Source organism: Flagellimonas onchidii (assembly GCF_004804315.1).
Lineage (GTDB): Bacteria > Bacteroidota > Bacteroidia > Flavobacteriales > Flavobacteriaceae > Flagellimonas > Flagellimonas onchidii.
On the sequence record NZ_SRXX01000018.1, the window covers coordinates 17801 to 43609 of the forward strand.

28 protein-coding genes and 1 pseudogene are annotated in these 25809 nt (G+C 38.3%); 15 read left to right on the forward strand and 14 right to left on the reverse strand.

The genetic code is table 11. The features are described 5' to 3' along the window. From E4661_RS16085 to E4661_RS16135, 10 genes and pseudogenes are all read left to right on the forward strand, one after another. Complete coding sequence (locus E4661_RS16085; protein WP_136468488.1) at positions 1-1857, forward strand: M1 family metallopeptidase; 1857 nt, start codon at positions 1-3, stop codon at positions 1855-1857. 134 nt (positions 1858-1991) lie between these two features. Beyond that, complete coding sequence (gene rnpA, locus E4661_RS16090; RefSeq protein ID WP_136468489.1) at positions 1992-2396, forward strand: ribonuclease P protein component; 405 nt, start codon at positions 1992-1994, stop codon at positions 2394-2396. Then, positions 2374-4002 carry a S41 family peptidase gene (locus tag E4661_RS16095; protein ID WP_136468490.1) on the forward strand — a complete coding sequence of 543 codons (1629 nt, stop codon included), beginning with the start codon at positions 2374-2376 and terminating at the stop codon, positions 4000-4002. Before rnpA ends, E4661_RS16095 begins: the two co-directional genes overlap by 23 nt. A 115-nt stretch (positions 4003-4117) precedes the next feature. Next, positions 4118-5872 (forward strand): arylsulfatase, encoded by a 1755-nt coding sequence (locus tag E4661_RS16100; protein ID WP_136468491.1) that lies wholly within the window; start codon positions 4118-4120, stop codon positions 5870-5872. A gap of 116 nt (positions 5873-5988) precedes the next feature. Further along, positions 5989-7434 carry a sulfatase family protein gene (locus E4661_RS16105; protein WP_136468492.1) on the forward strand — a complete coding sequence of 482 codons (1446 nt, stop codon included), beginning with the start codon at positions 5989-5991 and terminating at the stop codon, positions 7432-7434. 86 nt (positions 7435-7520) lie between these two features. Beyond that, positions 7521-8471, forward strand: a complete 951-nt coding sequence (locus E4661_RS16110; protein WP_136468493.1) for a DUF2157 domain-containing protein — start codon at positions 7521-7523, stop codon at positions 8469-8471. Between the two features lie 160 nt (positions 8472-8631). Next, positions 8632-9544: pseudogene (locus tag E4661_RS16120) on the forward strand (DUF4401 domain-containing protein). Then, the gene (locus E4661_RS16125; RefSeq protein ID WP_136468495.1) at positions 9531-10019 is read left to right on the forward strand and encodes a GDYXXLXY domain-containing protein; all 489 of its coding nucleotides are present in this window, start codon (positions 9531-9533) and stop codon (positions 10017-10019) included. Before E4661_RS16120 ends, E4661_RS16125 begins: the two are co-directional and overlap by 14 nt. A 14-nt stretch (positions 10020-10033) precedes the next feature. Further along, the gene (gene dcm / locus E4661_RS16130; protein WP_136468496.1) at positions 10034-11275 is read left to right on the forward strand and encodes a DNA (cytosine-5-)-methyltransferase; all 1242 of its coding nucleotides are present in this window, start codon (positions 10034-10036) and stop codon (positions 11273-11275) included. Then, positions 11247-11861, forward strand: coding sequence for a hypothetical protein (locus tag E4661_RS16135; RefSeq protein WP_136468497.1), 615 nt, complete (start codon positions 11247-11249; stop codon positions 11859-11861). Before dcm ends, E4661_RS16135 begins: the two co-directional genes overlap by 29 nt. A gap of 21 nt (positions 11862-11882) precedes the next feature. On the opposite strand, the gene E4661_RS16140 is transcribed toward E4661_RS16135, so the two are convergent. The 3 genes from E4661_RS16140 to E4661_RS16150 all read right to left on the reverse strand — a co-directional run bounded on the left by E4661_RS16140 (position 11883) and on the right by E4661_RS16150 (position 14200). Then, entirely contained in the window at positions 11883-12575 is a 693-nt protein-coding gene (locus E4661_RS16140; RefSeq protein ID WP_136468498.1) for a nitroreductase family protein, read from the reverse strand. Positions 12576-12700: 125 nt separating this feature from the next. Then, on the reverse strand, positions 12701-13309 hold the full coding sequence (locus E4661_RS16145) for a hypothetical protein (protein ID WP_136468499.1): 609 nt from the start codon (positions 13307-13309) through the stop codon (positions 12701-12703). Positions 13310-13342: 33 nt separating this feature from the next. Continuing rightward, on the reverse strand, positions 13343-14200 hold the full coding sequence (locus E4661_RS16150) for a HEPN domain-containing protein (RefSeq protein WP_205728970.1): 858 nt from the start codon (positions 14198-14200) through the stop codon (positions 13343-13345). Between the two features lie 240 nt (positions 14201-14440). Here E4661_RS16150 and E4661_RS16155 point away from each other — a divergent pair, with 240 nt between their 5' ends. Together E4661_RS16155 and E4661_RS16160 are read left to right on the forward strand one after the other, a co-directional pair. Continuing rightward, entirely contained in the window at positions 14441-14944 is a 504-nt protein-coding gene (locus E4661_RS16155; RefSeq protein WP_136468500.1) for a hypothetical protein, read from the forward strand. Then, entirely contained in the window at positions 14934-15326 is a 393-nt protein-coding gene (locus E4661_RS16160) for a hypothetical protein (RefSeq protein ID WP_136468501.1), read from the forward strand. The genes E4661_RS16155 and E4661_RS16160 overlap by 11 nt, the downstream gene beginning before the upstream one ends. 146 nt (positions 15327-15472) lie before the next feature. On the opposite strand, the gene E4661_RS16165 is transcribed toward E4661_RS16160, so the two are convergent. The 11 genes from E4661_RS16165 to rpiB all read right to left on the reverse strand — a co-directional run bounded on the left by E4661_RS16165 (position 15473) and on the right by rpiB (position 21619). Further along, positions 15473-16045, reverse strand: coding sequence for a GrpB family protein (locus E4661_RS16165; RefSeq protein ID WP_136468502.1), 573 nt, complete (start codon positions 16043-16045; stop codon positions 15473-15475). Between the two features lie 75 nt (positions 16046-16120). After that, positions 16121-16618 (reverse strand): VOC family protein, encoded by a 498-nt coding sequence (locus E4661_RS16170; RefSeq protein ID WP_205728971.1) that lies wholly within the window; start codon positions 16616-16618, stop codon positions 16121-16123. 73 nt (positions 16619-16691) lie between these two features. Continuing rightward, positions 16692-17507, reverse strand: coding sequence for an AraC family transcriptional regulator (locus E4661_RS16175; RefSeq protein WP_136468503.1), 816 nt, complete (start codon positions 17505-17507; stop codon positions 16692-16694). After that, complete coding sequence (locus E4661_RS16180) at positions 17504-17893, reverse strand: GNAT family N-acetyltransferase (RefSeq protein WP_313779662.1); 390 nt, start codon at positions 17891-17893, stop codon at positions 17504-17506. The genes E4661_RS16175 and E4661_RS16180 overlap by 4 nt, the downstream gene beginning before the upstream one ends. Further along, the gene (locus E4661_RS19640; protein WP_313779661.1) at positions 17894-18055 is read right to left on the reverse strand and encodes a GNAT family N-acetyltransferase; all 162 of its coding nucleotides are present in this window, start codon (positions 18053-18055) and stop codon (positions 17894-17896) included. Positions 18056-18106: 51 nt separating this feature from the next. Beyond that, complete coding sequence (locus E4661_RS16185) at positions 18107-18502, reverse strand: VOC family protein (RefSeq protein ID WP_136468504.1); 396 nt, start codon at positions 18500-18502, stop codon at positions 18107-18109. A gap of 44 nt (positions 18503-18546) precedes the next feature. Continuing rightward, on the reverse strand, positions 18547-18939 hold the full coding sequence (locus E4661_RS16190; protein WP_136468505.1) for a helix-turn-helix domain-containing protein: 393 nt from the start codon (positions 18937-18939) through the stop codon (positions 18547-18549). Positions 18940-19031: 92 nt separating this feature from the next. Continuing rightward, the gene (locus tag E4661_RS16195; RefSeq protein WP_136468506.1) at positions 19032-19793 is read right to left on the reverse strand and encodes a nuclear transport factor 2 family protein; all 762 of its coding nucleotides are present in this window, start codon (positions 19791-19793) and stop codon (positions 19032-19034) included. Between the two features lie 22 nt (positions 19794-19815). After that, positions 19816-20259: a GNAT family N-acetyltransferase gene (locus E4661_RS16200; protein ID WP_136468507.1), complete on the reverse strand. Its 444-nt coding sequence runs from the start codon at positions 20257-20259 to the stop codon at positions 19816-19818. After that, positions 20259-21176: a cation diffusion facilitator family transporter gene (locus E4661_RS16205; protein ID WP_136468508.1), complete on the reverse strand. Its 918-nt coding sequence runs from the start codon at positions 21174-21176 to the stop codon at positions 20259-20261. Before E4661_RS16205 ends, E4661_RS16200 begins: the two co-directional genes overlap by 1 nt. Before the next feature lie 11 nt (positions 21177-21187). Beyond that, the gene (gene rpiB, locus E4661_RS16210; protein WP_136468509.1) at positions 21188-21619 is read right to left on the reverse strand and encodes a ribose 5-phosphate isomerase B; all 432 of its coding nucleotides are present in this window, start codon (positions 21617-21619) and stop codon (positions 21188-21190) included. A gap of 593 nt (positions 21620-22212) precedes the next feature. Between rpiB and rnr the strand changes: the two genes are divergently transcribed. From rnr to E4661_RS16225, 3 genes are read left to right on the forward strand one after another with little or no spacing between them, the layout of a single operon-like run. Continuing rightward, the gene (gene rnr, locus E4661_RS16215) at positions 22213-24411 is read left to right on the forward strand and encodes a ribonuclease R (protein WP_136468510.1); all 2199 of its coding nucleotides are present in this window, start codon (positions 22213-22215) and stop codon (positions 24409-24411) included. Between the two features lie 34 nt (positions 24412-24445). Beyond that, complete coding sequence (locus E4661_RS16220; RefSeq protein WP_136468511.1) at positions 24446-25126, forward strand: head GIN domain-containing protein; 681 nt, start codon at positions 24446-24448, stop codon at positions 25124-25126. A 3-nt stretch (positions 25127-25129) separates the two neighbouring features. Then, positions 25130-25804 (forward strand): LysE family translocator, encoded by a 675-nt coding sequence (locus tag E4661_RS16225; RefSeq protein ID WP_136468512.1) that lies wholly within the window; start codon positions 25130-25132, stop codon positions 25802-25804. Positions 25805-25809: the final 5 nt, after the last annotated feature.

Genomic DNA, 25809 nt, shown 5'->3' on the forward strand with positions numbered 1-25809 from the left:
ATGGCAAGAACCTTTTTTACGTTAGTTGGCTTCATCGCAGGCATCGTGCTTCTTAGCGCCCAGAACAATTCATCCTATTGGCAACAACATGCGGACTATACCATGGATGTTAAAATGGATGTCAAGACCTTTCAATATGGAGGTACCCAAAAATTGGTCTATACCAATAATTCGCCTGATGAATTGAATAGGGTATATTATCACTTATACTTTAATGCTTTTCAACCGGGCAGCGAAATGGACGCTCGCCTACAAAATGTAAAAGACCCAGATAAACGTATGATGTCGGATGACAAAAGTAGAATTGCGTCTCTGTCCGAAACTGAAATGGGTTACCTTCATGTGCAGTCCTTGACCCAAGACGGTAAGCCGGTTAAATTTAATGAGGAAGGGACCATTCTGGTTGTCAATCTGGCAAAACCAATTCCATCCGGTGGTAAGACCGTGCTGGAAATGGAGTTTAAAGGCCAAGTTCCGCTTCAAATTCGAAGATCTGGAAGAAACAGTAGCGAAGGTGTGGCGCTTTCCATGAGCCAATGGTATCCAAAGCTTTCCGAATATGACTTCGAAGGCTGGCACCCAAACCCATATATTGGCAGAGAATTTCATGGGGTATGGGGCAATTTTGATGTAAAGTTGACCATCGACAAAGACTATACCGTTGGAGGGTCTGGATATCTACAAAACCCTCAAGAAATCGGTCATGGATATCAAGCCCTGGGAACCATTGTCAAAACCAAAGGGAAAACCTTGACTTGGCATTTTAAGGCTCCTAACGTGCACGACTTTATGTGGGCGGCAGATCCAAACTATATCCATGATGTGGTTGAAATGAAAGATGGGCCAACGCTACATTTTTTATATAAAAACGACCCGGAGATTCTTGAAAATTGGAAAAAACTACAGCCAAAGACGGAAGAGACCATGCGTTTTTTCAGTAAAAACATTGGGAAGTATCCATACAAGCAATATTCGGTGATTCAAGGAGGAGACGGCGGTATGGAATATGCCATGAGCACCTTGATCACAGGAAAAAGAAGCTTTGGAAGCCTTGTTGGCGTAATGGTTCATGAAATGGCACACTCTTGGTTCCAACACATTTTGGCTACTAACGAGTCAAAATATGAATGGATGGATGAAGGTTTTACTTCATTTATTAGCAGTTTGTGTATGAACGAGATTATGAATGAGGGAAAAGAAAACCCATTCGAAGGGTCATATAAAGGCTATTACGCACTTGTAAATTCAGGTCTTGAAAAACCTCAGACCACACACGCAGATCGTTTTGCCACCAATTTTGCCTACGGAATAGCTGCTTATAGCAAAGGATCAATATTCCTTTCGCAACTGGGTTATGTAATTGGTCAGGACAAATTGATGGAAACCATTCAAAAATACTATGAAGATTTCAAGTTTAAACATCCCGTACCCAACGATATCAAAAGGACTGCTGAAAAGGTTTCGGGAATGGAGCTTGATTGGTATTTGACAGACTGGACCCAAACCACCAACACCATTGATTATGGTATAAAAAGTGTTGAGTCCGAAGGCGGAAAAACCAAGGTACAATTAGAACGTATTGGCGAAATGCCAATGCCCTTGGATATTTTGGCGGTATATTCAGATGGCACTCAGGAAACCTTTTATGTTCCTTTGCGTATGATGCGTGGGGAAAAAGATAATCCTTACCCCAGTTTAAAAAGAACCGTTTTGGAAGATTGGGCTTGGGCTCACCCCACATATGGTTTTGTTATTGATCGGCCTGTAGAAGAAATTAAAGCAATTGTAATTGATCCTTCGCAGCTAATGGCTGATGTCGATGGAGAGAACAATGTGCATCAAAAATTACTGGATTAAGAGAACTATTTAGTGTCATCCTGAGCTTGTCAAAGTATATCCTCTTAAGGAGACCTTAGGGGTGTTAATTGTAATTTACTTGTACCTTGCAAAATAAAATGTCCCCTTAAGGGAACAAGGCTCCTCCCTTTCATATGGAAAAGACTAAATCATTCACCTTTCCAAAAAAAGAAAAACTCAAAAGCAAAAAGATTTTTGAGCAGCTTTTTATGGAAGGGAACAGTATCAAAGCTTTTCCAATAAAACTGATATACAGCAAGGCAAATTTTGATGACGATACAAGTTTTAAAGTTGGTGTGGTCGCTCCAAAGAAAAAATTTAGAAGCGCGGTAAAGCGCAATCGTATAAAAAGGTTGTTGCGAGAAGCCTACCGGCTGAACAAGCACATTGTTTTTAACAAGATAGAGGGAAATTTTGCGTTTCTATTTTTATACCTTGGTAATAAAGCTCCATCCTTTGATGAGGTTGACCATACAATGCAGAAGCTTTTGGAAGCTTTTCTAAACAAAGAGTCCTATGAAAAAAATAATACGCAGTAAAAAGGTTCTTATTCCGGTTGTTGCTGTTGCGTTTTTGGTAATGAGCAGCAGCTTTAAAAGTGACTTCTTCGAAATTGCAAAGCAAATAGAAATATTCACTACCCTTTTTAAAGAGCTCAACATGAATTATGTGGATGAGACCAATCCTGCAGAGCTTATGGATTCTGCCATTAAAAACATGTTGGATGAATTGGATCCCTATACGCGATTTTTGAACGAGCAAGATGTTGAAGCGTATAAAATCAACAATGCAGGTGAATATTCCGGAATTGGGGCTTTGGTCCGTTCCTTCGAAAGCAAATTGGTGATTGTTGAACCCTATAAAGGTTATCCCGCGGACAAGGCCGGATTAAAAGCTGGTGATGAGATTATTAAAATTGGGGATATTAAGGTCGCTGATTTCGACGATAACGCTAGTGAACTCTTAAAAGGAGCGAACAACACCAGTGTAGACGTAACTTTCGTTAGACAAGGAGAAACCAAAACAGCTACGCTCAATCGTGAAGGTGTTGAGGTCGATGCGGTCCCGTTTTACGATATGATCGATGCTAAAACCGGATATATTGTACTTTCCAAATTTAATAGAAAAGCATCAAGCCAGACCAAATCAGCATTGCAGGACCTAAAAGGCAGGGGAGCCGAAAAACTGGTCTTGGACCTTCGAGGAAATCCTGGTGGACTTCTTTCGGAAGCCATAAATGTAACGAACCTTTTTGTTCCTAAAGGAGAACTCATTGTAACCACCAAATCCAAGGTCAAAAAATTCAACCAGGAGTACAAGACCAAAAATCAACCTGAAGATTTAAAAATACCCTTAGTGGTTTTAGTCAATGGCAGAAGCGCCTCTGCAAGTGAAATAGTCTCCGGAGGGCTTCAAGATTTGGACCGTGCCGTTGTTATGGGGGCAAGAAGTTTTGGAAAAGGCTTGGTACAACGCCCCTTAAAACTCACCTATGGCACACAACTAAAAGTGACCATTTCTCGATACTATACCCCTTCGGGGCGCTGCATACAATCCTTGGATTATTGGAATCGAGACGAGGAAGGTAATGCCATCCGAAATACAAACTATAAAGAATTTACCACAAGAAATGGACGTAAAGTGCAAGATGGTGGTGGCGTAATGCCAGATATTGAAATTTCCTCGCAAAAGACCAACACGCTTATTGACGCTTTACAGCAAAATAATATTGTGTTTGATTTTGCAACGGACTTTTATTATGACAATAGCTTCGGGTCTGTTGATGATTTTGTTTTTTCCGACGCAAATTATGATAGCTTTAAACGCTATGCGCAAAACCAAAATTTCTCTTTTCAGACTGAAACAGAAGAACTTTTGGAAAACGCCATTAATAACGATGAACATTTGTTGGGGCCAGTGGTTCAAGAAAAATACAAGGATTTGCTTCTGGCTGTCAATAAGGGAAAAATCTCAGCCTTGGATTCTTATCGCAGTGAAATCAAGAAGAATTTAGAAGACGAGATCATAAAAAGGTATTTCTATCGTGAAGGACTTTATCAATATTATTTGAAGCACGATGAAGCCATTTTGGCCGCAACAGAATTGTTAAGCAACAATTCAAAATACAATAGCATCCTAAACTAGGAATCTGTTTTTCAATAAAATCCTTACACTTTCAAAAAAGTATGTGATATAGCTTCTGTATGCTATGATGTGCTGGTTAAATTTTGCTATCTTTTAATCCAAACACATCAAACATATGTATCTCAAAACAAAGGGGTTGCTACTCTCTTTCATCTTTGCCGTAACATTTTCTGTTGTGGCCCAAGAAAACAAACACCCAAATGTCATTTTAATTATCACGGACGATCAAGGGTATGGGGATTTGGGGATTACCGGAAATGACCAAATCAAAACGCCAGTTCTAGACCAATTTGCCAAGGAAAGTGTTCGGTTCAACAATTTTTACGTTTCTCCTGTGTGTGCTCCCACGCGGTCAAGCTTGATGACGGGTCGTTACTCACTTCGAACGGGCGTAAGAGACACATACAACGGCGGGGCCATAATGGCACCAAGTGAAGTTACCATCGCTGAAATGCTGAAACAGGGAGGGTACGAAACTGGCATTTTTGGAAAATGGCATTTAGGGGACAATCACCCGAGCAGACCAAATGACCAAGGTTTTGATGAGTCTTTGATACATCTTTCTGGCGGAATGGGTCAGGTTGGAGATTTTACCACTTATTTTCAAGGTAATCGAAGCTATTTTGACCCTATTCTCTGGCATAATGGAGAAAAAGAAAAATATTCGGGCTATTGTTCCGATATCTTCGCGGACAATGCCATTCAATTTATTGAAAAGAATAAAGACAATCCTTTTTTCTGTTACCTCTCTTTCAACGCACCACATACCCCTTTGCAAGTACCAGAAAGCTATTATCAACAATATGCGGACATAGACCCATCCATCTCTTTTGAGAAAAACAATTCCGCTACTCGGCAAATGAGTGAAAAAGACAAGGAAGATGCACGTAGGGTCTACGCCATGGTGACCAATATTGATGATAACATTGGGAAAATGTTGCAGAAACTTGATGACCTTGGAATTTCCGAGAACACCATTGTAATCTTCATGACAGACAACGGACCTCAACAACTGAGATATGTTGGAGGAATGAGAGGCCGCAAAGGAAGTGTATATAGAGGCGGTGTCCGCGTTCCTTTCTTCTTTAGATATCCATCTCGGTTTAAAGATGACAAAGACATCGAAACAACTTCGGCCCATATCGACATCTTGCCAACGCTTGCGCAATTGTGCAATGTAAAAGTGCCTTCGGATAGAAAAATCGATGGTAAAACCCTTTTGCCTCTTCTGGAAGGTAAAAAGGTTGATTGGGCAGACCGGCCCTTATTTTTCTGTTGGGCAAGAAGGTATCCTGAGCTTTATAACAACATCGCCCTACAGCAAGGTGATTTTAAATTAGTGGGTCAGACCAATTACAATGCTGGTCTTAATGGTTTTGAACTCTTCAATGTTAAAAATGACCCTAACGAGCAAGAAAACCTCGTAAAGCAAAACCATGACTTGGCAAGTAATCTTAAAGGTCAATTGGATGCTCTGTACAAAGAACTTATAACTTCCGAAAACATCACGAATCAACCTTTAATTTCAGTTGGAAATGTTGCTGAAAATCCCATAATACTGAATAGAAATGACGCTTCGGGCCAGCGGGGTATATGGGATCAAGAAGAAATTTATGGTAAATGGGAGGTTGATATTTCAGAGGGCACTTATAACGTCACGTTTAAGTTCATAAAACCTGTAGCCGCTTCTGGCCGAATGTTTTTGGAAACTGGAGCTGTGGTCAATCAAATGAAAAATAACACCGCTACCGATGTCATTGAAATGAAAAATGTGCAACTTCCAGAGATAGAAGGTTCACTTGTTCCATTTTATATGGTTGATCGCAAAAGAGTTTTCCCATTTTGGGTGGAACTTGAAAAAATCAATTAATGCTCCGTGCATATTTCATTTTGTTATATTTTCAAATTATCTAATCATTCAATTAATAGGTTTATTAACTTCATTGCTGCTTTGTTGAAATATTAAATAACCCAAGCCATTAAAATATGACCACGTACCGTTTGCTTTTTTTTATCTCTTTAGTGTTATCCTTGCTAATTTCAGGGTGCAAGCAAAAAGAGCCTAAGCCTTCTCAACCGAACAAACCCAACATAGTTTTCATTTTTGCCGATGATCAAGCATACAATACCATCCGAGCTTTGGGCAATGATGAAGTATACACCCCCAACCTTGATAAGCTAACTAAAAGAGGTGTGACCTTTACACACTCTTATAATATGGGTGGATGGAATGGCGCCATATGTGTGGCTTCAAGGGCTATGTTGTTGACAGGACAATATATTTGGAACGCCCACAGAGCGGATTCCCTGATGCGCGCAAAAAGTTACCAAAATCCATTATGGGGCAACCTTATGTCCCAAGCAGGATATGACACTTATATGACAGGTAAATGGCACGTGACAAAGCCTGCGCAAGAAGTTTTTGATAATGTGGTTCATGTAAGGCCAGGGATGCCAAATCAGACAGAATCAGGTTACAACAGGCCTTTAAGCGAAAATGATACGTTATGGAGACCTTGGGATAAATCTAAAGACGGTTTCTGGAAAAGAGGCAAGCACTGGAGCGAAGTTGTTGCGGATGATGCTTCTTCATTTATCAATCAAGCAGCCCAAAAGGACAATCCTTTTTTCATGTATTTAGCGTTCAACGCGCCACATGATCCTAGACAATCTCCAGAAGAGTTTGTAAACATGTTTCCTTTAGACAGTGTTGAACTCCCCGAAAGCTTTTTAACTGAGTATCCGTACAACGAAGAAATGGGAAGTGGAAGAAAGTTGCGAGATGAACGTTTGGCACCTTTCCCTCGCACGGAACATTCGGTAAAAGTGAACCGTCAAGAGTATTATGCCATTATTGCGCATATGGATGCCCAAATCGGGAAAATTCTCGATGCATTGGAGGCTTCAGGCAAAATGGATAACACCTATATTGTTTTCACAGCTGATCATGGATTGTCAGTAGGACAACACGGTCTTTTGGGTAAACAGAATATGTACGACCACAGCGTCCGTACACCTTTGTTTGTAGTAGGTCCAAACATCCCGGAAAACGAGAAAATCGATGGAGATGTTTATCTGCAAGATGTTATGCCCACAATTTTGGAAATGGCAGGCGCTGAAAAACCTGATTTTGTGCAGTTCAAAAGTCTCATGCCATTGATCAATGGAGAGCGGGCAAGTAATTACGAGTCCATCTACGGCTGTTATACCCAAAAACAGCGTATGGTGCGAAAAGACGGTTTTAAACTGATTGCTTATCCCAATGCTGGAAAATTAAGATTGTTCGATTTGGAAAACGACCCTCTTGAAATGAACGATTTGGCTGAAAATACAGATTACGCTACTACCAAAAATGAGCTTTGGAACGAATTGCTGGCGCTTCAAGAGTCTATGAACGATCCTTTGGATTTGAGGGAATTTGATTTTAACTGATTTTTAATCCATCGGTCAAGTTAAACGGTTTATACGTCAGATCATCTCGCTGTAGCTAGTTCTTTTTCGCTATATTTCGGTATACCATGACAAAAATTAGCCGAAAGGACATCCAGGTAATCAGCAGACACAGCAATTGGTCCGAAAGTGGTGTTGACCATGTTTTAAAAAAACATATTTATCACGGTCCCAGAGATTGGAAACGATTTTTATCGCTTTTCTTTCTAGGTCTTGGGGTTTCCTTCACCTTAGCTGGTATTATTTTCTTTTTTGCCTATAACTGGGACAACCTTCACAAATTTGTGAAAATAGGCCTTGTTGAGGGGTTGGTTCTTGCCCTCATGCTAACAGTCCTATTTTCCAAACTTGATCAGTTGATCAAAAACATTCTTGTAACCGCTTCGGCTGTACTGGTTGGTGTTCTTATGGCCATTTTTGGACAGGTCTACCAAACTGGGGCCAACGCCTACGACCTATTCCTTGGTTGGACCTTGTTGATAACCCTTTGGGTTATCGTTTCAAATTTTGCGCCCTTATGGCTCCTCTATATTGTTTTGGCAAATATTTCCATCATATTATATGACGAGCAAGTGGCTAACGACTGGCCTAATGGTGTTATGCACACTATTCTGTTTACAATAAACAGCGCATTTGCACTTTTCTTTATTCTATGCCATAGGTTTACCGATAAAATTAAACCTCCAAATTGGTTTACCTCAATCTTGGTCATAGCTTCCGTTAGTATTGGAACCATTGGCGTGGGCAGAGGAATAGAGGATAGTTTTCACCCTTCTTATGGGGTTTTGTTCATAATTGTATTCGCGCTTTACACATCTGGCTTTAGATATGGCATCCAAAACAAGCAAATCCTATATCTGTCCCTGATACCTTTTAGTGTTATCCTAATAGTTTCAAAATTGCTGATGAAAATATTAGATGGTGCTACCATGTATCTTACGGTGAGCCTTTTTATCGTATTTAGCGTCAGCCTATTGATTAAAACTCTAATCAATCTTCAAAAAAAATGGAGAAACTAGTCACGATCAAAAACATACTGGAACAAGTCAAATCCTCACAAGAGGGGAGAACTTCCATTATGATGAAAGTGCCATTATCGAAACTATTGAAAAACAGGAAAGTGAAAAATCGAACTTAGCGATAAAATTGCTTTCTGCGGCCGGGGGTTATTTAGCAGCTTTGGCCTTTAGTGGTTTCCTAGGCATTATGGGAATTTTTGACACGGATTCAGGGTACTTACTGATTGGTGTTGCCTCTATAATCATTGCGCTGGTGCTAAATAGATTTGTCGACAATTTGCTCATTGATACTTTTAATGTTTCCATATATTACAGGCCTTGGTTGTCTGACATTTGGTTTGCTCCAGCTGAATCTTGATGAAAGCCTCGTAGCGGTTTTAGTATTGCTTGTGGCACTTTTGGGCTTGTTCGTTTCCCAAAACTATTTGCTGTCATTTATCGGAACGCTCACCATAGCCTGTTGTTTAATGGCTTTAATCTTTATCAATGACAGTTACAACCTAATTCATTTATACATCTCCTTTTATGCATTATTATTGGTGTTTTGGTGTTTGAATGAGGCAAAATTTTTGGTCCAAAACTCATTTTTAATGCGGTTATATAATCCCATTCGCATAGGCCTTGTGTTTTCATTACTATTTGGTCTGATTACCATCGGGATAAAGGGGATAAGGGGTCTTTTTGAAATTTCTGAACATTACCTTTGGATTTCTTCCGTAGTGATTTTAGCAGCTATCATTTCGCTGATTCCCCGAATTTTGAAAGTAGTGGGCCTGCAAAACCCAAAACAAAAAAATGTGGTTTATCTGCTCAGTGTGCTGACTTTGTTGCCCACGCTTTTTTGTCCCTCCATTTCAGTTGCGGTTTTAATTGTGCTAATCGGTTTTTACATCAACCATAGGGCCATTTTGGTTATTGGGATTGCGGCCCTGGTTTATTTTGTTTCTCAGTATTATTACGATCTAAGTTTTACCCTGCTCACCAAATCAATTATCCTTTTCTCATCCGGATTGGTCTTTATCATCTTTTATCTATTTACCCGAAAAATGCCGAAGGAAGATGAAAAAGGTTAAATGGATCATATTATTGCTGAACCTGGTGGTTCTGCTGGTTGTTTTCAATAACAGTGTGGTGAAAAAGGAAGCACTCTTGTCCGATGGCCAGCTTATTTTGCTGGAATTAGCCCCGATAGATCCCCGGTCTTTGATTCAAGGAGATTATATGCGATTACGCTATGCCATTTCCGAAGACATAGATAACGACACTATTTCCAAACGAGGGTTTTGTGTGGTAAAATTGTTGCCCAACGGCACCGCGGAAAGGGTACGATTACAGGAAAACACAACTCCCCTGAATGAAAACGAACATCTTATTGAATACTCTGCTAAAAATTGGTGGGGTATCAACATTGGGGCGGAATCCTTTTTCTTTCAGGAAGGAATGGGTGAAAAATATGAAGATGCGAAGTACGGAGGCGTCAAGGTCGATGCAAAGGGAAACAGTCTTTTGGTAGGCCTTTTTGATGAAGACTTAAAACTAATAGAATAGCACTACTTTTGAACATGCAGAAACTTAAGGTGTGCGAACTTTTTGCCGGTGTGGGCGGTTTCCGATTAGGATTGGAAAATACAGGCAGCTACGAAGTTGTTTGGAGCAACCAATGGGAGCCCTCTACCAAAACACAGCATGCCTCTATGGTTTATGAAGCCCGTTTTGGATCCGAAAATCATTCTAACACCAATATTGAGGAAGTACCCACTTTGGAGATTCCGAATCATGACATTTTGGTCGGTGGATTCCCTTGCCAAGATTATTCGGTTGCGACAACACTAAAAAACTCCAAAGGACTCATCGGAAAAAAGGGAGTATTATGGTGGTCCATCCATCGGATTCTTTCTGAAAAAGAAAACAAACCTAAATATCTCTTTTTTGAAAATGTTGACCGTTTGTTGAAATCGCCTTCTTCACAACGAGGGCGTGATTTTGCGGTGATGCTCAAAAGCTTGAACAATTTGGGTTATGCCGTAGAATGGCGGGTAATTAATGCGGCTGAATATGGCATGCCCCAGCGCCGAAGGCGCGTTTTTTTTCTGGGATATCACAAATCAACGGAAATTTACAAAACACTTCAAAGGACTTCGCCCGCTAAATGGATTTTGGAACAGGGAACTATCGCTTCATCTTTTCCTGTTAAAAAACAAAGCACTAGCACTTCTTTTTCTTTAGAAAAAGATTTGGTCTCCTTATCCAATTCGTTCAATTTGGAGAAGGGGCATTCCCCTTTCCTAAACTCCGGAATCTGTCTAGAAAATGATGTGCACACTATTAAAACTGCTGCAGATTTTTATGGATCCAGAGCGGTTCTTTCAGATGTTTTAGAGGACACTTCAGAAGCTGAATTTTATATTTCTGAGTCAGACATTCCAAAATGGGAATATCTCAAAGGAGCAAAAAAAGAAATACGCAAGACCAAAGCTGGTTTTGAATATAATTATAGCGAGGGGAGCATGGTTTTCCCTGACGCACTTGATCAACCTTCCAGAACAATTATAACCGGCGAGGGCGGTAAATCCCCTTCTCGGTTTAAGCACGTAGTCCAAACCTCAACGGGACTGCGAAGACTTTCTCCTGTTGAATTGGAACGGTTGAACATGTTTCCAGAAAATCACACCAAATTGGACGGTATATCCGATACCAAAAGAGCCTTTTTTATGGGCAACGCACTGGTGGTGGGCATAGTGGAACAAATGGGCAATGCCTTGTTCCAGAAAATAAATGCCCTTGAAGAGCAACTTCAAAATTGATCTGACCAAAGAAAAGCACCTTTCTTCTTTATTGGATTCGTATTATCAAAAACATTTACGGTTTTATAATTTTAAACGCATGCACGCCCTAAAACAGCAATTGACGGGTATTGACCTTGTGCTAAAACACAAAACAAGTCCACAGACCTTCTTTCTGGACGAAAAAGCACAATTGGACTATATAAACGAATCCCTCCCCACTTTTGCTTTTGAACTTTTCTATCAAAAAAATGGCATGGACAAACCCGGTTGGTTATTTGATTCAAACAAAGTCACCCATTTTTATGCTTTGGTTACCAGTATTTTTTCGGATGAAGCTGGAAAGTATACCTCTTGCAACATCACCTTTGTAAATCGGAGAAAATTGATTTCCTACTTGACCAAAAGAGGTCTGACCCAATTATTCTTAAAAGAAGTTATTACCAACAACAAAGATTTTCATGGAAAACTGATTCTCGAAAACCTAAACCCTAAAACAGAAGGCTATTTGTTCTTTTCCAGAAAAAATAAAGTGGAAAGCCCAATAAACCTCGTTTTAAAGTTGGAGTTTTTATGTCGGGTCGGAGTGGCTAGGAAATTTGTTTAGTCCGCGTTCAATGAAGTCTTGCTATTCATAGAAAACAGCGACCTCGTCCAACGCTTTCCTTTTTATGTCGGGGACATATGCTGGATTCTTGGGGTAGCCCACTGGAAGCAACAAAAAAGCCCTCTCGTTACTTGGTCGGTCTAGAAGTTTAGTCAGAAAATTCATTGGGCTTGGGGTATGCGTAAGGGTGACCAGACCAGCATTGTGAATCGCTGATATCAACATGCCACAAGCTATGCCTATAGATTCATTTACATAGTAATTGTTATGTTTTACCCCATTTTCATCAAAAGTGTAAGCCTTTTTAAAAGCAATGATTAGCCAGGGCGCTATCTCCAAAAAGGGTTTGTGCATATCCGTACCCAGAGGTTCCAAGTCCTTTTTCCAGCGTTCACTCATCCGGTGTTCGTAGGTTTCTTTTTCCTCTATTTCTGCCGCTTTTCTGATTTCGGTTTTTAAAGCTGGGTTTGAAACGGCACAAAACGTCCAAGGTTGTTTGTGGGCTCCGGATGGTGCCGTGGAGGCACTCTTAATCAGATTGTCGATAATCTGTTTGGGCACGGGCCTATCTGAAAACTCTCTTACTGATCTTCTTTTGTTCAGCCAATCATGGAATGCCGCGCTTCTTTGAATCGATTCACTTTGTGAAAATGTCTCCGTCTCAAAGGAAACGTGTTTGTATCCATTGATCAAGATATGGTCTTGTGGTTTCATAGGGTCTTTTTTGTAAAATATAGGTCGTGTCGAGGATGGAAGTTACATAAAAACTGAACGTTGTTTTGAAGTGACTTTATCCAATCGACACTCATTTCACCTTTATTGGGACGATAGTTATATCCTTATCTTATTGGTTTGGCCGCAACTTTATATGGTGTTTCCGGAAATCCAAATAGCACTGCTTTTTCTTCATCGATTTCTTTGATTCCAATCAGTGTTTGCCGATTACCATTGTCATAAATTGAGGCAAAATACGTGCCTTGAAGCTGCTCCAGTACAAATTTTTGTCCTTTCCGCTTTAAGCGCTTGTTCACTTCTTGAATTGCAGGGCTGTCCAAACATGTGTTAAAAACCAATGGTCCAAATTCTCCATTCCATTCGATGTTAAATCTCAATTTTTCGATTTCTTTATCGGTTAAATTGGTTTTAGTCGGCTCAATCCTCTCATAATCGGTTAAGAATTCGATGTCTTCTGAAATGGATTCTGTATCGCTGATAACGGTCAGCTTTTTGCCCATTCTATACATTCGAATCCGGCTCTTACTTACAAATTTATGTTTGGTTTCAGATAGTTTTTCGATGAAGTGTTGTTTTTTCTCCAGCAGTCCGTTGTTGGTTTTTTCCAGTAGTTCAAAATGGATGATCTCGTCGTTTTGAAACTCGATAAACTCAGGACTGCAATATGTGTTTGCATCCCTAATCATTAACCAAGTGCCCTGGTATCTATCCATTTTAAATTATATTATCTATTTACATTAACCTGTCTAGCTATCTCCTATCTCCCCAATCTTAGCCGTGCAAATCTCCTCCGTAAGCCGTTTAAGTTCGTTTACCCGTTGGGCCAACTCCTCCAGTTCACCTTTAGTGATCTCGTACTCGTCCATCTTGTAGCGGGCATCGATATAGGCGCGTTTTAGGAGTTCAAAAAGGTGTTTTTCGGTGTCGGTGGTCTTGAGAAAAACGGCAAAACGCTTGTCGCACATTTCCACTTTTATGCCCAGGTTCTCCAGATTATGGTCTTTGGGGCGGTAATCGGTAAAAACGAGCAAAATGGTGGTGTAGTAACGCTCCACAGCTTGATGAAGTTCAAAGGCTGCTTTTAGAAATCTTTTTTTACTCATTTCAAATTCAAACGTTTCCAAAAACTCATTTGCACTCTCAAACCACTGGTCAAAATGGCCCTGTGCTTTTTGTTTGTACTGCGCAGCAGTCAGTTTTTTGGGGTGGGCGAGCTTAATCTTTTGGGAATCGTACAGGACCAAACCTTCTTCTTTTATGTCCTTAAAAAAGTAGTTGCCCATGGTCAAAGAGGCGTTCAATTGTTTTATACCATGAAAAATAAGGCTTACGGGTGTAGTGACTTTTCCAGTAGTAATGAGTTCGGCCTTAATCTTGTCCTCTATTCGAAACTTTTGTTTGAGGTCTTCGTGGGTAATTACCACGAGAATGTCAAAATCGCTGCGGTATTCGTAGGTGATGCCTTTTTCCACATATTGATCCTCTACCCAGTTGCCCCGGGCGTAGCTGCCAAAAAGGATGATCATTTCCACCAATTTATGCGCGGAAAGCTGCTCGGTGAGCAGTGTAAGTTCTTCTTGTTTGGATTTGGGCAAATGGTTCACAAACGCAAAGTAAGGAATTATTTGGGTTGGTGAGGTTATGATATCTTTCTTTGGCAACCTATGTAGAAGGCACCTCTTAATACAAATGCACTTTTTCAACTAATTTGACGTTCTAACTGTACGTTTTGGCCTTGTTTTATAAATATTTTATATACATTGTGGGGCTAAGTTTTTTATTATTTTAATTTATAATACTTTTGTCAACAGTTATTATATTGGTTAATAACTCTTTCCGAACAGATGGCAGCAACTAAAATTAAAAATCAAAACGAAAAAAGTCAGGAAACTTGGAGTTTGTCCGTTGACAAAAATTCTATTTTCACAAATGACGATGTTATTGATGCGTACTTAAAAGGAAAGGAAGATGGTGTAAAAGAGAAAAAACAGATTTTTATTGATAAGCTCAATGAGAATTTAACCAAATCTGCTACCCATACTGAAAGAATGCTTTCTTTTCTAAGAAAGCGAAAGCTAAATCCTGTTTCTGCCCATTTAAAAATCAATGCATACGACGATTTTGTTATTTTGATAACTCTCCCCGAAGATCAGTTTATAGGAGAGGATTTTTTAGTTTCTTATGACTTTGCTGCAACCATTGAAGAAGAAGTTCAATCTGACAGGTATTATAATGTAATGTTCATGTTTTCCGACAGAGAGGAAGACGATAAGTTATTTAATAAAAACTTACTTGTCAGTGATGGTTTTTTTATGGATTATAAAATGAATAAACCTATTGAAGCATAAGACCCATTCTGAACATAATTATCAAGTTTGTGAATTTTTATTGGAAGATGGTAGATTTTATGACTGGGTCATAACTACATCTTTTTATTCAGCTCTTCATTTAGTTCAAGAAGAAATTTTCCCATTTACAGATGACGAGCAATTTACTTATTCCAGTTTTGAACAATATTTTTCAAAGTCTATACACGACGGACAAAAAATATCAAAACACCAATCTACCATAAAGCTAGTTGAACAACGAATTAATGGTGCGGGGACTTTATATCGTCAATTACATGACATGTGCAAAACATGTCGATATAAAAATTACAACGTAAGTTCTAAAAAGGCCAAGGTAGCAAAATCTTATTTGGATAAGATAAGACTTTTGGTTAACAAATAATATTAAACTTGCTCTTCTATCCCATAAGTATTATACCCAACCTTCACCTTCCTCATATAGAGAATACTATATTCCAAATATTCTTCATCTTGGGTAACAAAATCAAGGTATGGAATTACTGGAATAAGCCTGTTTATGCAAAATTTTTACTCTACTATTAATTTCAAAGTTTCTTTGACAAACTCCGTTTTACCTAGCACATAGGCTCCACGGTCATTCTTATATTTTAAGGCCAAATCACGTTTTAAGTTTTCATATTCCTTGGCCCTTTTTTCATTGGCGTTCAAATAATCGCGGAAGTCAATCTGTTTCCACATTACATTGTCTTTTGGACACATATGAATGTGAAAAATCTGTTCTTTTGTTCCGTCTAGGTTATATCCCTTTCCAAAGGTTGAGTATGCCTCAATGTCCTCCCTTTCCGGCACCACAAAATGCGAATAGCCCAATTCGGAAAACTGAGCAATGAGCTTGTCATCAAACAATTTTTCCTTTGGAATTTCAATCATTAGGTCAATGTACGGTTTTGATTTAATACTTGGAATGGAGGAGCTCCCGAAGTGTTCAACTCGTAGAATTGTTTCGTTTCCAACCTTTTGAAGTATTTGTTCTTTTTCTTTTTTAAAGATGTTTATCCATTCAGGATTGTGGTCGACCAATTCAATAGGAAAAAGGGTATTCCAGTCCTCTTTGGTGAGGTCATTCAGGGTTTTCTTCATTGTTGGATGTAGCAAATGGTTAGAAAACGCAAAGTAAATGCTTTTTTCATCCTTTTAAAGCAAATACGCCACTGTTTAATTCGGAGAATGTAGTCCAATTTTATTGCCTTCAGAATCAATAAAAATCGCAAAGAAACCTACCTCATCTGCATGTGGCGTTTTGGGGATTAGGATCTTTCCGCCACTGCTTTCAACTTTATCCAAAATTACCTTAAGGTCGTTACCCCCGTTCAAGTAAACAGTAACACCATCTGGTGATGGGGTGTATCCTTCGCCTTTCATAATCACTCCAACTACCATTTGATCTTCCATGGGTAAAAGGCCCATTTCCACTTCTGGAAACTCCATTTTCTCTATGTCAATTGCTAAAATGGTTTCGTAAAACTTAATGGCCCTTGAGATGTCAGAGGCAGGAATTTCGAAAATGGATACATAACTTTTCATAAGCGTTGTTTTTTGCGTTTCTGGTTTTGGTGCTGGCTGCTTTTCGAGCTCAGGTTTAGGCTTGTTTTGGCAAGCGGTATAGCCCAAGATAATAAGGGCTGCCGATAGGCCGTATAGGATTCTTTTCATGTTCTTTGGTTGAAATGAATCACAAATCTAAAGCGACTTTAATCCGTGTAATTGTAAAAATGCGACACCCTTTCTATTTATAGAAAGCAGCGGAAAGTGCCATGTTTTCGTTCCCTAAAAATTCCTTTGGGCTAATACCTGTAAACTCCTTAAAGTCCTTGATAAAATGTGCCTGGTCGTAGTACTCATTTTCGTAAGCAATATTGGTAAGGCTTTCCCCTTCTTTGTTCAACAACATTTTTAAAGCACTCTGTAATCGAATTACCTTGCCCAATTGTTTTGGACTCATGCCTATTTGCTTGGCGAAGTTTCTTTCCAGTTGTCTTCTTTTGGACGGATTTTCTTTTAGGATGGCATTTATAGAGGTGTTGCCCCTGGTTTCCAAGAGCGCATCTACGGTAGATTTTACAATAGTGTCCACGGTGGCCGTTTCATTCAGTCTTTTTAGCAGAAACTCTTCAACAATTGCTATCCGTTGTTGGGTGTCCGTGCCTCTAATGATTTTCTGTTCAAATTTTGTAGCTACTTCTTCTCCAAACAAGGCTTTAATAGGTGTTTCCTTATTGGCTAAGGTTTTAATGGGCACCGAAACAAAATTGGCAAAACCGTAGGGATAAAAACTGACGGAAAAAGAGTTAACATACCCAGTGGGTTCTACATAAAAAGGCTCAAGCGTCTGCCCCAGAACAAATGCTCGGGGTTGAAGGATAAAATTGCTTCCCGTGGTGTAGCGTTTGATGTCGTCCCCAAAGATAAATGCCATTTCAATTTTACCATCCGGGATTATCCGTTGTCTTTGAGCCTCGTCAGCCGCAGGGACTTCCAAGGTCCAATAGCAACTGACTAGGGATTCTAAATCGGGATGGGGTTGATAGGTTTGGTAGTTCATTCTTCGTTGTTCAAATCCGTTGCTAAAATAGCGTAATGAAAATTATCCGACCAGCCATCTTTTAAGGGCAACACTTTTCTTTTTCTGCCCTCTCGGGTCATTCCCGCTTTTTCCAAGACACGGATACTGCCCAGGTTTTCCACTGCACAGCCTGCTTCAATACGGTGCAAACCAAGTTCACCAAAACCAAACTCCAAAATTCGGTTCAGGCACTCCGTAGCATAGCCCTTGCCCCAAAAATTGGAATGTAGCTTATACCATACCTCCGCAATTCTAAATTTGGGCATCCCTAAATTTAAGGCGACAAGACCAATAAAGTCTTCGCTTTCGGCTTGTTCAATTTTGAAGGTGAAGTTTGTGTTGTTTCCTGAATTGTTTTTTTCGATTCACCCAGTAATAATGTTTTTAGTCTCGTCAATGTTTTTTGGAATGCCCAACGTATTGAATTTGTCCGTCTCGGGCAGCGAATGCAGTTCATGAATGTTCTCTAAATCGTCCAAAGTAATTGGACCAATCAAGAGTCTTTCTGTTTCAAGTCTTAAGTTCATTAATTCTGCAACTTGCTATAAAGTTACAGTAATGTTTTTAAGACTCTACTTTTATAGTTCCTGTACCAACTGGATATTATTACCGCAGGTATCATTAAAAACTGCAACTTTTACCGTTCCCATTGCAGTTGGCTTTACACTAAACTGTACTTCAAGATCAATAAGTCGCTCATACTCTTTTTGAACATCATCAACATTAAACTGGGTATATGGAATTCCTGCTTCCATTAATGCGTCTTGATACACTTTTGAGGGTTCAAAATGATTTGGGGCCGGCTCTAACAAAACTTCAGGTCCGTCTTGCGCTTCTTTGGATACAAGGGTCAACCATCGATTGCCCTCTCCCAAGGGAACATCACGCTTTTTGATAAAGCCTAATTTTTCAGTGTAGAATTCTAGCGCTTTTTGCTGATCTCTTACAGGAATGCTTAATACGGATACTTTCATGCTGTTATTTGTTAGAAATGAAGCGCCAAAGTTCTAAAATCCAACTATTGCATACTTCTTGAAAGTTGCTCTTTTTGATATTTGTATGGTGACTTACCTGTTTTTCTTTTGAACAAGGTGCTAAAAGACCCAAGACTTTCAAACCCAACAGCAAAGCAGGTTTCGGTAACAGACATTCCATCTACTAAATGTTCTTTCGCCTTTTCAATTCGCTTATCAATAACATATTGGGCAGGGGTTAGTCCGTAATATTTTTTGAACAAGCGCAACAAATGATATTTTGATATGGATTGAGCGTTGGCCAGCACATCTAAATTCAAATCGGATTCATAATTGTTGTCCAAATATTGCCGCGTTCTTATAATTGCGTTGATTTGCGGTTGGTTAGCATAAACAATCCGGCCGATTCTATGTATTTCCTTTTCGTAAAATGTCATTCTTTACTACTTCGAGATTTATAAAGTTAACCATAATACGCGTTTGAACACTTTATTTGTTTTTCATCATCCGAATATTATTCATCAGAGATTTATTTTTCCCTTATAACTTCCTCTATTGGTTTTCCATTTTCATAAACAACCAATTTCTCAACTTTCCCTTTATTTTTTATAAACCTGATTTGAATATTATTCTGGTTCAAATAGAAAGTATTCTCGGTTTCAGCAAGCATTTCGGAACTCCACACTTCTTTTTTGTCCACTAAATCGGTCATCCTAAGAATTTCTCCTTCTTTTTTTATGTTAACTATTCTATCAGGGGCTTTGTAATTTCCTTCATATAACCTCAAGGTTTCATCATCCAACTGAATTTTCCCGTATGGAATGTGATCATAACTTATTGTTCTTGCCAGTTTCCATTCCTTGTTGTCCAATCTCCAAATACTTGTGAATTTAGCTTTTGAAATAGGTTTAGTTGTATTGTCATCCATTACCAAATGAAAAATATGTTCTCCACTTTCAATAGCCCCATAATTATGGATTGGATATACTTCAAGGCTTCCATTTATAAGCTTTCTTTTTATTTGCTGTCTTTCTCGTTGTTCCCCACAAAACAGGTTCATGGATTTCATTTCGTTCCCTTTGGAAACAGTTAAGCCTTGTTTGTCATGATAAAACTCATAATCAAAAGCTAAAAAGGATTCATACTTTTCAAGGTCGCAATCATTTAGTGCTTTAAAAAAAGTGCTATCGAGTTTTGAAATGGTGTTATAAAGCTCTCCGCTTTTTTGAGCATAGCTCTTTGTACACAAAAAACTTAAAATACATAGGCAGCCTAAACGTGTTATTTTCATTTGCTTCTTTACTAGGGTTGTTTTATCCTTTTTTCACCATCCGAATATGCGGAATGTCGTCCTCCAAATACTCCTTACCCTGAACAACAAAGCCCAGATTTGTATAAAACTTTAAAAGATAGGTTTGTCCGGAAAGTTCTATGGTGCTTTTTGGGAAGCTTTTTCGGATTTCATCCATAGAAGTCTGCATTATTATTTTGCCATAACCGTATTTACGTTCTTCTTTGGCAACCACTACTCTTCCGATACTGGCATTTTCAAAATAATCCCCTGGCTTAAAAATGCGGGTGTAGGCCGCCACTTTTCCATTTTTGGTGCCTACTACATGTATTGCTTTTTCATCTTTGCCATCCAAATCCTGATATACACAGTCTTGCTCTACTACAAAAACTTCGCTTCGCAACTGCAAGATTTGGTACAGTTCTTTTGTGGTCAGTTTATCAAAAGTTTTTATTGAAATTTCCATTAATCTTGAACTATTACACTTTTGGAATCACATTTATCAAACTCCGGTTGAATGTTCACATGGTTGATTCCGTGCTTATGGTACACATGTTCTTCAATATCTACAAGAATCTTATCGAACTCGGATAGTTTGATATCCTCCTTAAAATCGATATGCGCTTCCAAATGGATTTCTTCTTCATTCAATTGCCAAATATGTACATGGTGAACATTCTTTACTGGTTTCAACGTACAAATGGATTCAACAATTTCTTTTACTTCAATGGATTTAGGTGTAAATAACATGAGAACCTTTGTGGATTCCTTTAGTAAATCGTAACCCATATAAATCAGGTATACCCCTATAGCCATGGTCAAAGCAGCATCAACCCAATAAATCTGGAAGAATTTCATCAATAGGCCCCCTACCAACACCGCTACGGAAGCCATCATATCTGTAAGTAGATGCAAATAGGCAGATTTCATATTCATATTGTCTTCAGAATCCTTTTTTAACAACAGAACACTGAACCCATTGCCCAAAATGGCTATCAATGATAACCAAATTACCAAATTGGAACCTATTTCCTGCGGGTCAAAAAATCGTTCCACCGCCTCAATCATCAAAATAACAGCTACAACCATTAAAGTTGCTGCATTTATAAATGCAGCCAAAATTTCGGCTCGTTTGTATCCAAATGTTTTGTTCTTCGAGGCTTTCTTTTTTCCCAACAATGCGGCCACATAACTTATAATCAAGGAGAGTACATCACTAAAGTTGTGAAGCGCATCTGATAACAGCGCAAGACTGCCAGAAATAAGTCCACCGATTACCTGAGAAACGGTAATGGCTATATTAAGAACAATGGAGATGAGAAGATTTCTTCCCTTTAAATCATTATGGGAGTGTTGGTGGCCATGATGATGATGGTGACCCATACGCCATTGAATTATCTACACGCAACTTTTTCAACCCTTCTTTCATGTCTGCCACCTTCAAATTGAGTTTTCAAAAATGTTTCAACCATATCCAATGCCTGTGGCAAAGCAATAAAACGAGCAGGAAGGCTTAGAATATTGGCATTGTTATGTTCTCTTGCCAAAACAGTGATTTCTTTGTTCCAACATAATGCGCTTCTTACCTTTTGATATTTGTTAGTGGTCATGTTGGCACCATTACCTGTTCCACAAATTACAATTCCCATATCGACATTTCCATTTTCAATGTCTTTTGCAACGGGATGCGCAAAATCAGGGTAATCTACACTGTCAGTGCCATCAGTGCCGTAGTTTACAACCTCAATTCCCTTAGATTTCAATAATCCCATAATAGCCAATTTATAATCGGTTCCTGCGTGATCATTGCCTATTGCTATTTTCATGGTTTCAAATTTGATTTTACATTTTACAAAGGTACAATTCTTTTGATGGAGCAATGTTGATAATAATCAGTAAAAAATTATATAAAACTAGTTATCAGATACTTACAAATTCATATAAATTGTTGATCAATTCTTTAAAAGTTGAATAAACTAAATTTTGATTTTTTAAGTTATTCTAGTAATGCAGATAATTTTTATACGATAGCATAGCAATCAATAAAAAATTAATCAACCTTAATCACCGATTTATCGAAGGTAATTAACATTAAATCCATATTAAGTTTTCAAAAAAATCATGTTGAAAACAGTTATTAAAAATCGTTCATAAAAAATCTAATGTTCTGATTTATACTTTTCTTACGTCTGGAAAAATTGTGGACAAAATCTTCTTCTTGTTCAAGGCAAATTTTTCAGGAAAAAATTATTCCACATTTCAACATACCATCATCATAACCATTTTTATAAATTTTAAAAAAGAAGAAAAAAGTATATATGATATAAATGTTGATAAAGTTGACTCCTTTTGATAATAGATTTAATTCTTGCATACCTCAAGGAGATTAATTTGTATTTTTCAGCAAACTAAGATGTAAATGTCTAGGAAAAAGAAGCGAGCCAGAAGTCAACGGAAGAATGAGATTACCAAAGGCATTTTTACGATTCTCGAAAAAGAACCTTCTAAATCTTTCAACTACAAACAAATAGCTGCCAAACTTGGTATAAAGGAGACTAAGGATAGAAATGATCTTATAAAACGTTTAGGGCAGCTTAAAGCAAGTGATCGGATTTTGGAAGTGGAAAGAGGGAGGTATAAAAAGAAACCTTCACTCCACACTTATTTTACAGGCACGGTAGATTTGACTACAAGTGGAAACGCTTATGTCATTATCGAGGATATGGAAGATGATGTGTTTGTCCCATATAATAAGTTGAACAAGGCTTTTCACGGTGACAGTGTAGAGGTATTTTTAAAACCTAAAAGAAATGGTAAACGGCCTGAAGGGGAAATTGCCAAAGTTCTGGAAAGAAGAAAGAAATCCTATGTTGGTATTGTTGAGAAGCAAAAAACCTTTGCTTTTGTAAGACCTTCTGACCCAAAAATGTATACGGATATTTTTGTTCCCATTGAAAAACTGAAAAAAGCGAAAGATGGGGATAAGGTATTGGTAGATTTGGGTGATTGGCCCACAGATGCTGATTCTCCATATGGTGAGGTTACTCAGATTTTAGGAAAGCCAGGAGAGCATGATACGGAAATACATTCCATTCTGGCTGAGTATGGACTCCCTTATGAATTTCCGTATGAGGTAGAACAGTTTGCGCAAAAATTGGATACTTCAATTAAAGAATCTGAGATTGCCAACAGAAGGGATATGCGTGAGATACTTACCTTCACCATAGATCCAAAAGATGCCAAGGATTTTGATGATGCCCTTTCTTTTCAAAAATTGGAAAATGGCAACTACGAAGTTGGAATTCATATCGCTGATGTATCCCATTATGTGCAGCCGAACACTATTCTTGAAGATGAAGCCTACGAACGGGCAACCTCTGTTTATTTGGTGGATAGGGTAGTTCCTATGTTACCTGAAATCTTGTCGAACAATGCCTGTTCCCTTCGACCGAATGAAGAGAAGTACACTTTTTCGGCGATTTTTGAGATGGATGAAAAGGCCCAATTGGTAAATCAATGGTTTGGAAGAACAGCAATAAATTCCGACGAACGATTTGCCTATGAAGAAGCACAACATATTATTGAAACAGGGGAAAAGAAAATACCTGAAGAAATTTCGATAAGAGATGGTGCTTATGTGGTTTCCGATGATGTGGTTGAAGCCATTTTGATTTTTGACAGGCTTGCCAAAATTATGCGCCAGCAAAGAATGGATGAAGGCGCCATTTCTTTTGATAAAATTGAGGTTAGATTTAATTTGAATGAAGCAAACGAACCTGAGAGTGTATATTTCAAAGAAGCAAAGGATGCCAATAAGCTTATTGAAGAATTTATGCTGTTGGCCAATAGAAAGGTGGCTGAATTCATTGGGAAGCAGAAAAAGACCTTTGTGTATCGAATACACGACGAACCGGATGAAGAAAAATTAATAGCCTTAAATGGGGTTATTTCCAGATTTGGTCATAGTATAAACCTTAAGGATAGAAAGAGCATTAATACTTCCCTGAACAAGCTTCTGGAAGATGTAAAAGGCAAGAAAGAACAGAATTTGGTGGATACCTTGGCCATAAGAAGTATGAGCAAAGCTATTTATACTACTGAAAATATTGGCCATTATGGTCTTGGTTTTGAGTATTATACCCATTTTACATCACCTATACGAAGGTATCCTGATGTAATGGTGCACCGTTTGCTCCAACATTATTTGGATGGCGGAAAACTTCCCAAACCAGTTCAGTATGAAGAAAAGTGTAAACATTCTTCCGATATGGAATTATTGACGGCCAATGCAGAAAGAGATTCGACCAAATATATGCAGATTAAGTTCATGGAGGACCATAGGGACAAAAAGTTTCTTGGCGTAATATCTGGAGTTACCGAATGGGGTATTTATGTGGAAATTTTGGAGAACAAATGTGAAGGTATGGTAAGGATTCGCGATATTCGAGATGATTATTATGTTTTTGATGAACGCCAGTTTGCAATAGTTGGGGAACGATATAATCGTATGTATCAATTAGGTGATGAGGTGTATGTAATAGTAAAGGATACGGATTTAGTAAAACGCCATTTAGATTTTTCTTTATTGGGCAAAAAAGAGAAGGTTACTTTGGAATAAAATTTGTTATCAATTGATTTTCAATTTATAACCAATGAAAACAAAATATTTTTTTCTTGTATTTCTTTCGCTTCAAGTTGTTATATCGCAAAGCGATAAGATAACTCATGAGTTAGATAATTTTATCGAGGTTAAAGGTTTTGATGGACTTTCGATTAACCTAGTAAAGTCCAATACAAATAGGGCGGTAATTACAGGAGCCAACACAAATAAAGTTGCCGTAGTGAACAATGATGGGGTGTTAAAACTCCGAATGGAAATTGATAAAATGTTCAGTGGATATAGAACTTTTATTGATTTGTTTTATACGGAAGAACTAAAAGTTATAGATGTAAACGAGGATGCACGAATAGCTTCTGAAGATGTTTTTGAACAAGAGATTTTGGATGTTAGAGCTCAAGAAGGAGGGGAATTGGTGCTAAAATGCCAAACCGAGCAACTTCTGGTCAAAAGTGTAACTGGAGGAGAAATTGAGGTTAGTGGATTTTCTGATAATCAAGACATCATTATCAATACCGGTGGTTCTTATAATGGAAAAGCATTTAAAACAAAATTTACCACTATTGCAGTGAATGCTGGAGGAAATGCCGAAATATATGCCACAGATTATGTGAAGGCCAATGTAAAGGCAGGAGGAGAGGTTTTGGTATATGGAAATCCGATAAAAATGGATGAAAAGAAAGTTTTTGGTGGAAAAATCAAACGCATGGAATAAGATATGATTGAAGATGTTCAGGCAGCGATTCCCTTAGGCTTGGTCCTGAGTATTATGATTGGTCCAGTTTTTTTTGTTTTGCTCGAGACCAGTGCAACAAAAGGCTTTAGAGCCGGTGTTAGTTTCAATATCGGGGTGATTGTAGCTGATATTGTTTTTTTGTTGATAGCTTATTTCAGTAGTTTTCAGCTATTGGAAAACCTCAGCAACCAACCAGGTCTTTTTGTATTTGGAGGTACAATCTTGTTGATTTATGGCGTAGTTATTTTTGTCAAAAAACCGGCAAAAAAAGAAAATGTAAAGGCCTCAAAGGGGACATATCTTGGGCTGATGATAAAGGGTTTTTTACTGAATTTTATAAATATAGGGGTCTTGGTTTTTTGGCTTGGACTTATTGTTATTGTGGGTCCAAGTCTCGAGAATAGTCCAAATCGGATACTGGTTTTCTTTAGTTCAGTAATACTTGTCTATTTTATCACCGATTTATTTAAAATTTTGCTAGCTAAACAATTAAAGAGGTATTTGACGCAAGAAAAGATTGTATTGATTAAAAAAGGACTTGGAGTAATATTAATTGTTTGCGGGATAGTATTAATTACCAAAGGATTTTTACCTAAAGAAAAATTTAATATTAAAGATGGTATTGAACGGATAAGTGAACAAAAAAACCCAACATAAATGCT

Excerpts from the sequence above, each read along its gene's own strand:
- E4661_RS16135 (WP_136468497.1), top strand. The coding sequence starts at position 11,247 with ATGCCCTTGAAGAGCAACTTCAAAATTGATCTGACCAAAGAAAAGCAC.
- E4661_RS16200 (WP_136468507.1), bottom strand. The coding sequence starts at position 20,259 with ATGGAAATTTCAATAAAAACTTTTGATAAACTGACCACAAAAGAACTG.
- E4661_RS16220 (WP_136468511.1), top strand. The coding sequence starts at position 24,446 with ATGAAAACAAAATATTTTTTTCTTGTATTTCTTTCGCTTCAAGTTGTT.
- E4661_RS16195 (WP_136468506.1), bottom strand. The coding sequence starts at position 19,793 with ATGAAAATAACACGTTTAGGCTGCCTATGTATTTTAAGTTTTTTGTGT.
- E4661_RS16190 (WP_136468505.1), bottom strand. The coding sequence starts at position 18,939 with ATGACATTTTACGAAAAGGAAATACATAGAATCGGCCGGATTGTTTAT.
- E4661_RS16145 (WP_136468499.1), bottom strand. The coding sequence starts at position 13,309 with ATGGATAGATACCAGGGCACTTGGTTAATGATTAGGGATGCAAACACA.
- E4661_RS16140 (WP_136468498.1), bottom strand. The coding sequence starts at position 12,575 with ATGAAACCACAAGACCATATCTTGATCAATGGATACAAACACGTTTCC.
- E4661_RS16095 (WP_136468490.1), top strand. The coding sequence starts at position 2,374 with ATGAAAAAAATAATACGCAGTAAAAAGGTTCTTATTCCGGTTGTTGCT.
- E4661_RS16165 (WP_136468502.1), bottom strand. The coding sequence starts at position 16,045 with ATGAAGAAAACCCTGAATGACCTCACCAAAGAGGACTGGAATACCCTT.
- E4661_RS19640 (WP_313779661.1), bottom strand. The coding sequence starts at position 18,055 with ATGAACTTAAGACTTGAAACAGAAAGACTCTTGATTGGTCCAATTACT.
- E4661_RS16175 (WP_136468503.1), bottom strand. The coding sequence starts at position 17,507 with ATGAACTACCAAACCTATCAACCCCATCCCGATTTAGAATCCCTAGTC.
- dcm (WP_136468496.1), top strand. The coding sequence starts at position 10,034 with ATGCAGAAACTTAAGGTGTGCGAACTTTTTGCCGGTGTGGGCGGTTTC.
- rpiB (WP_136468509.1), bottom strand. The coding sequence starts at position 21,619 with ATGAAAATAGCAATAGGCAATGATCACGCAGGAACCGATTATAAATTG.
- E4661_RS16225 (WP_136468512.1), top strand. The coding sequence starts at position 25,130 with ATGATTGAAGATGTTCAGGCAGCGATTCCCTTAGGCTTGGTCCTGAGT.
- E4661_RS16205 (WP_136468508.1), bottom strand. The coding sequence starts at position 21,176 with ATGGGTCACCATCATCATCATGGCCACCAACACTCCCATAATGATTTA.
- E4661_RS16185 (WP_136468504.1), bottom strand. The coding sequence starts at position 18,502 with ATGAAAGTATCCGTATTAAGCATTCCTGTAAGAGATCAGCAAAAAGCG.
- E4661_RS16100 (WP_136468491.1), top strand. The coding sequence starts at position 4,118 with ATGTATCTCAAAACAAAGGGGTTGCTACTCTCTTTCATCTTTGCCGTA.
- rnr (WP_136468510.1), top strand. The coding sequence starts at position 22,213 with ATGTCTAGGAAAAAGAAGCGAGCCAGAAGTCAACGGAAGAATGAGATT.
- rnpA (WP_136468489.1), top strand. The coding sequence starts at position 1,992 with ATGGAAAAGACTAAATCATTCACCTTTCCAAAAAAAGAAAAACTCAAA.
- E4661_RS16105 (WP_136468492.1), top strand. The coding sequence starts at position 5,989 with ATGACCACGTACCGTTTGCTTTTTTTTATCTCTTTAGTGTTATCCTTG.
- E4661_RS16125 (WP_136468495.1), top strand. The coding sequence starts at position 9,531 with ATGAAAAAGGTTAAATGGATCATATTATTGCTGAACCTGGTGGTTCTG.
- E4661_RS16170 (WP_205728971.1), bottom strand. The coding sequence starts at position 16,618 with ATGAAAAGAATCCTATACGGCCTATCGGCAGCCCTTATTATCTTGGGC.
- E4661_RS16085 (WP_136468488.1), top strand. The coding sequence starts at position 1 with ATGGCAAGAACCTTTTTTACGTTAGTTGGCTTCATCGCAGGCATCGTG.
- E4661_RS16155 (WP_136468500.1), top strand. The coding sequence starts at position 14,441 with ATGGCAGCAACTAAAATTAAAAATCAAAACGAAAAAAGTCAGGAAACT.
- E4661_RS16110 (WP_136468493.1), top strand. The coding sequence starts at position 7,521 with ATGACAAAAATTAGCCGAAAGGACATCCAGGTAATCAGCAGACACAGC.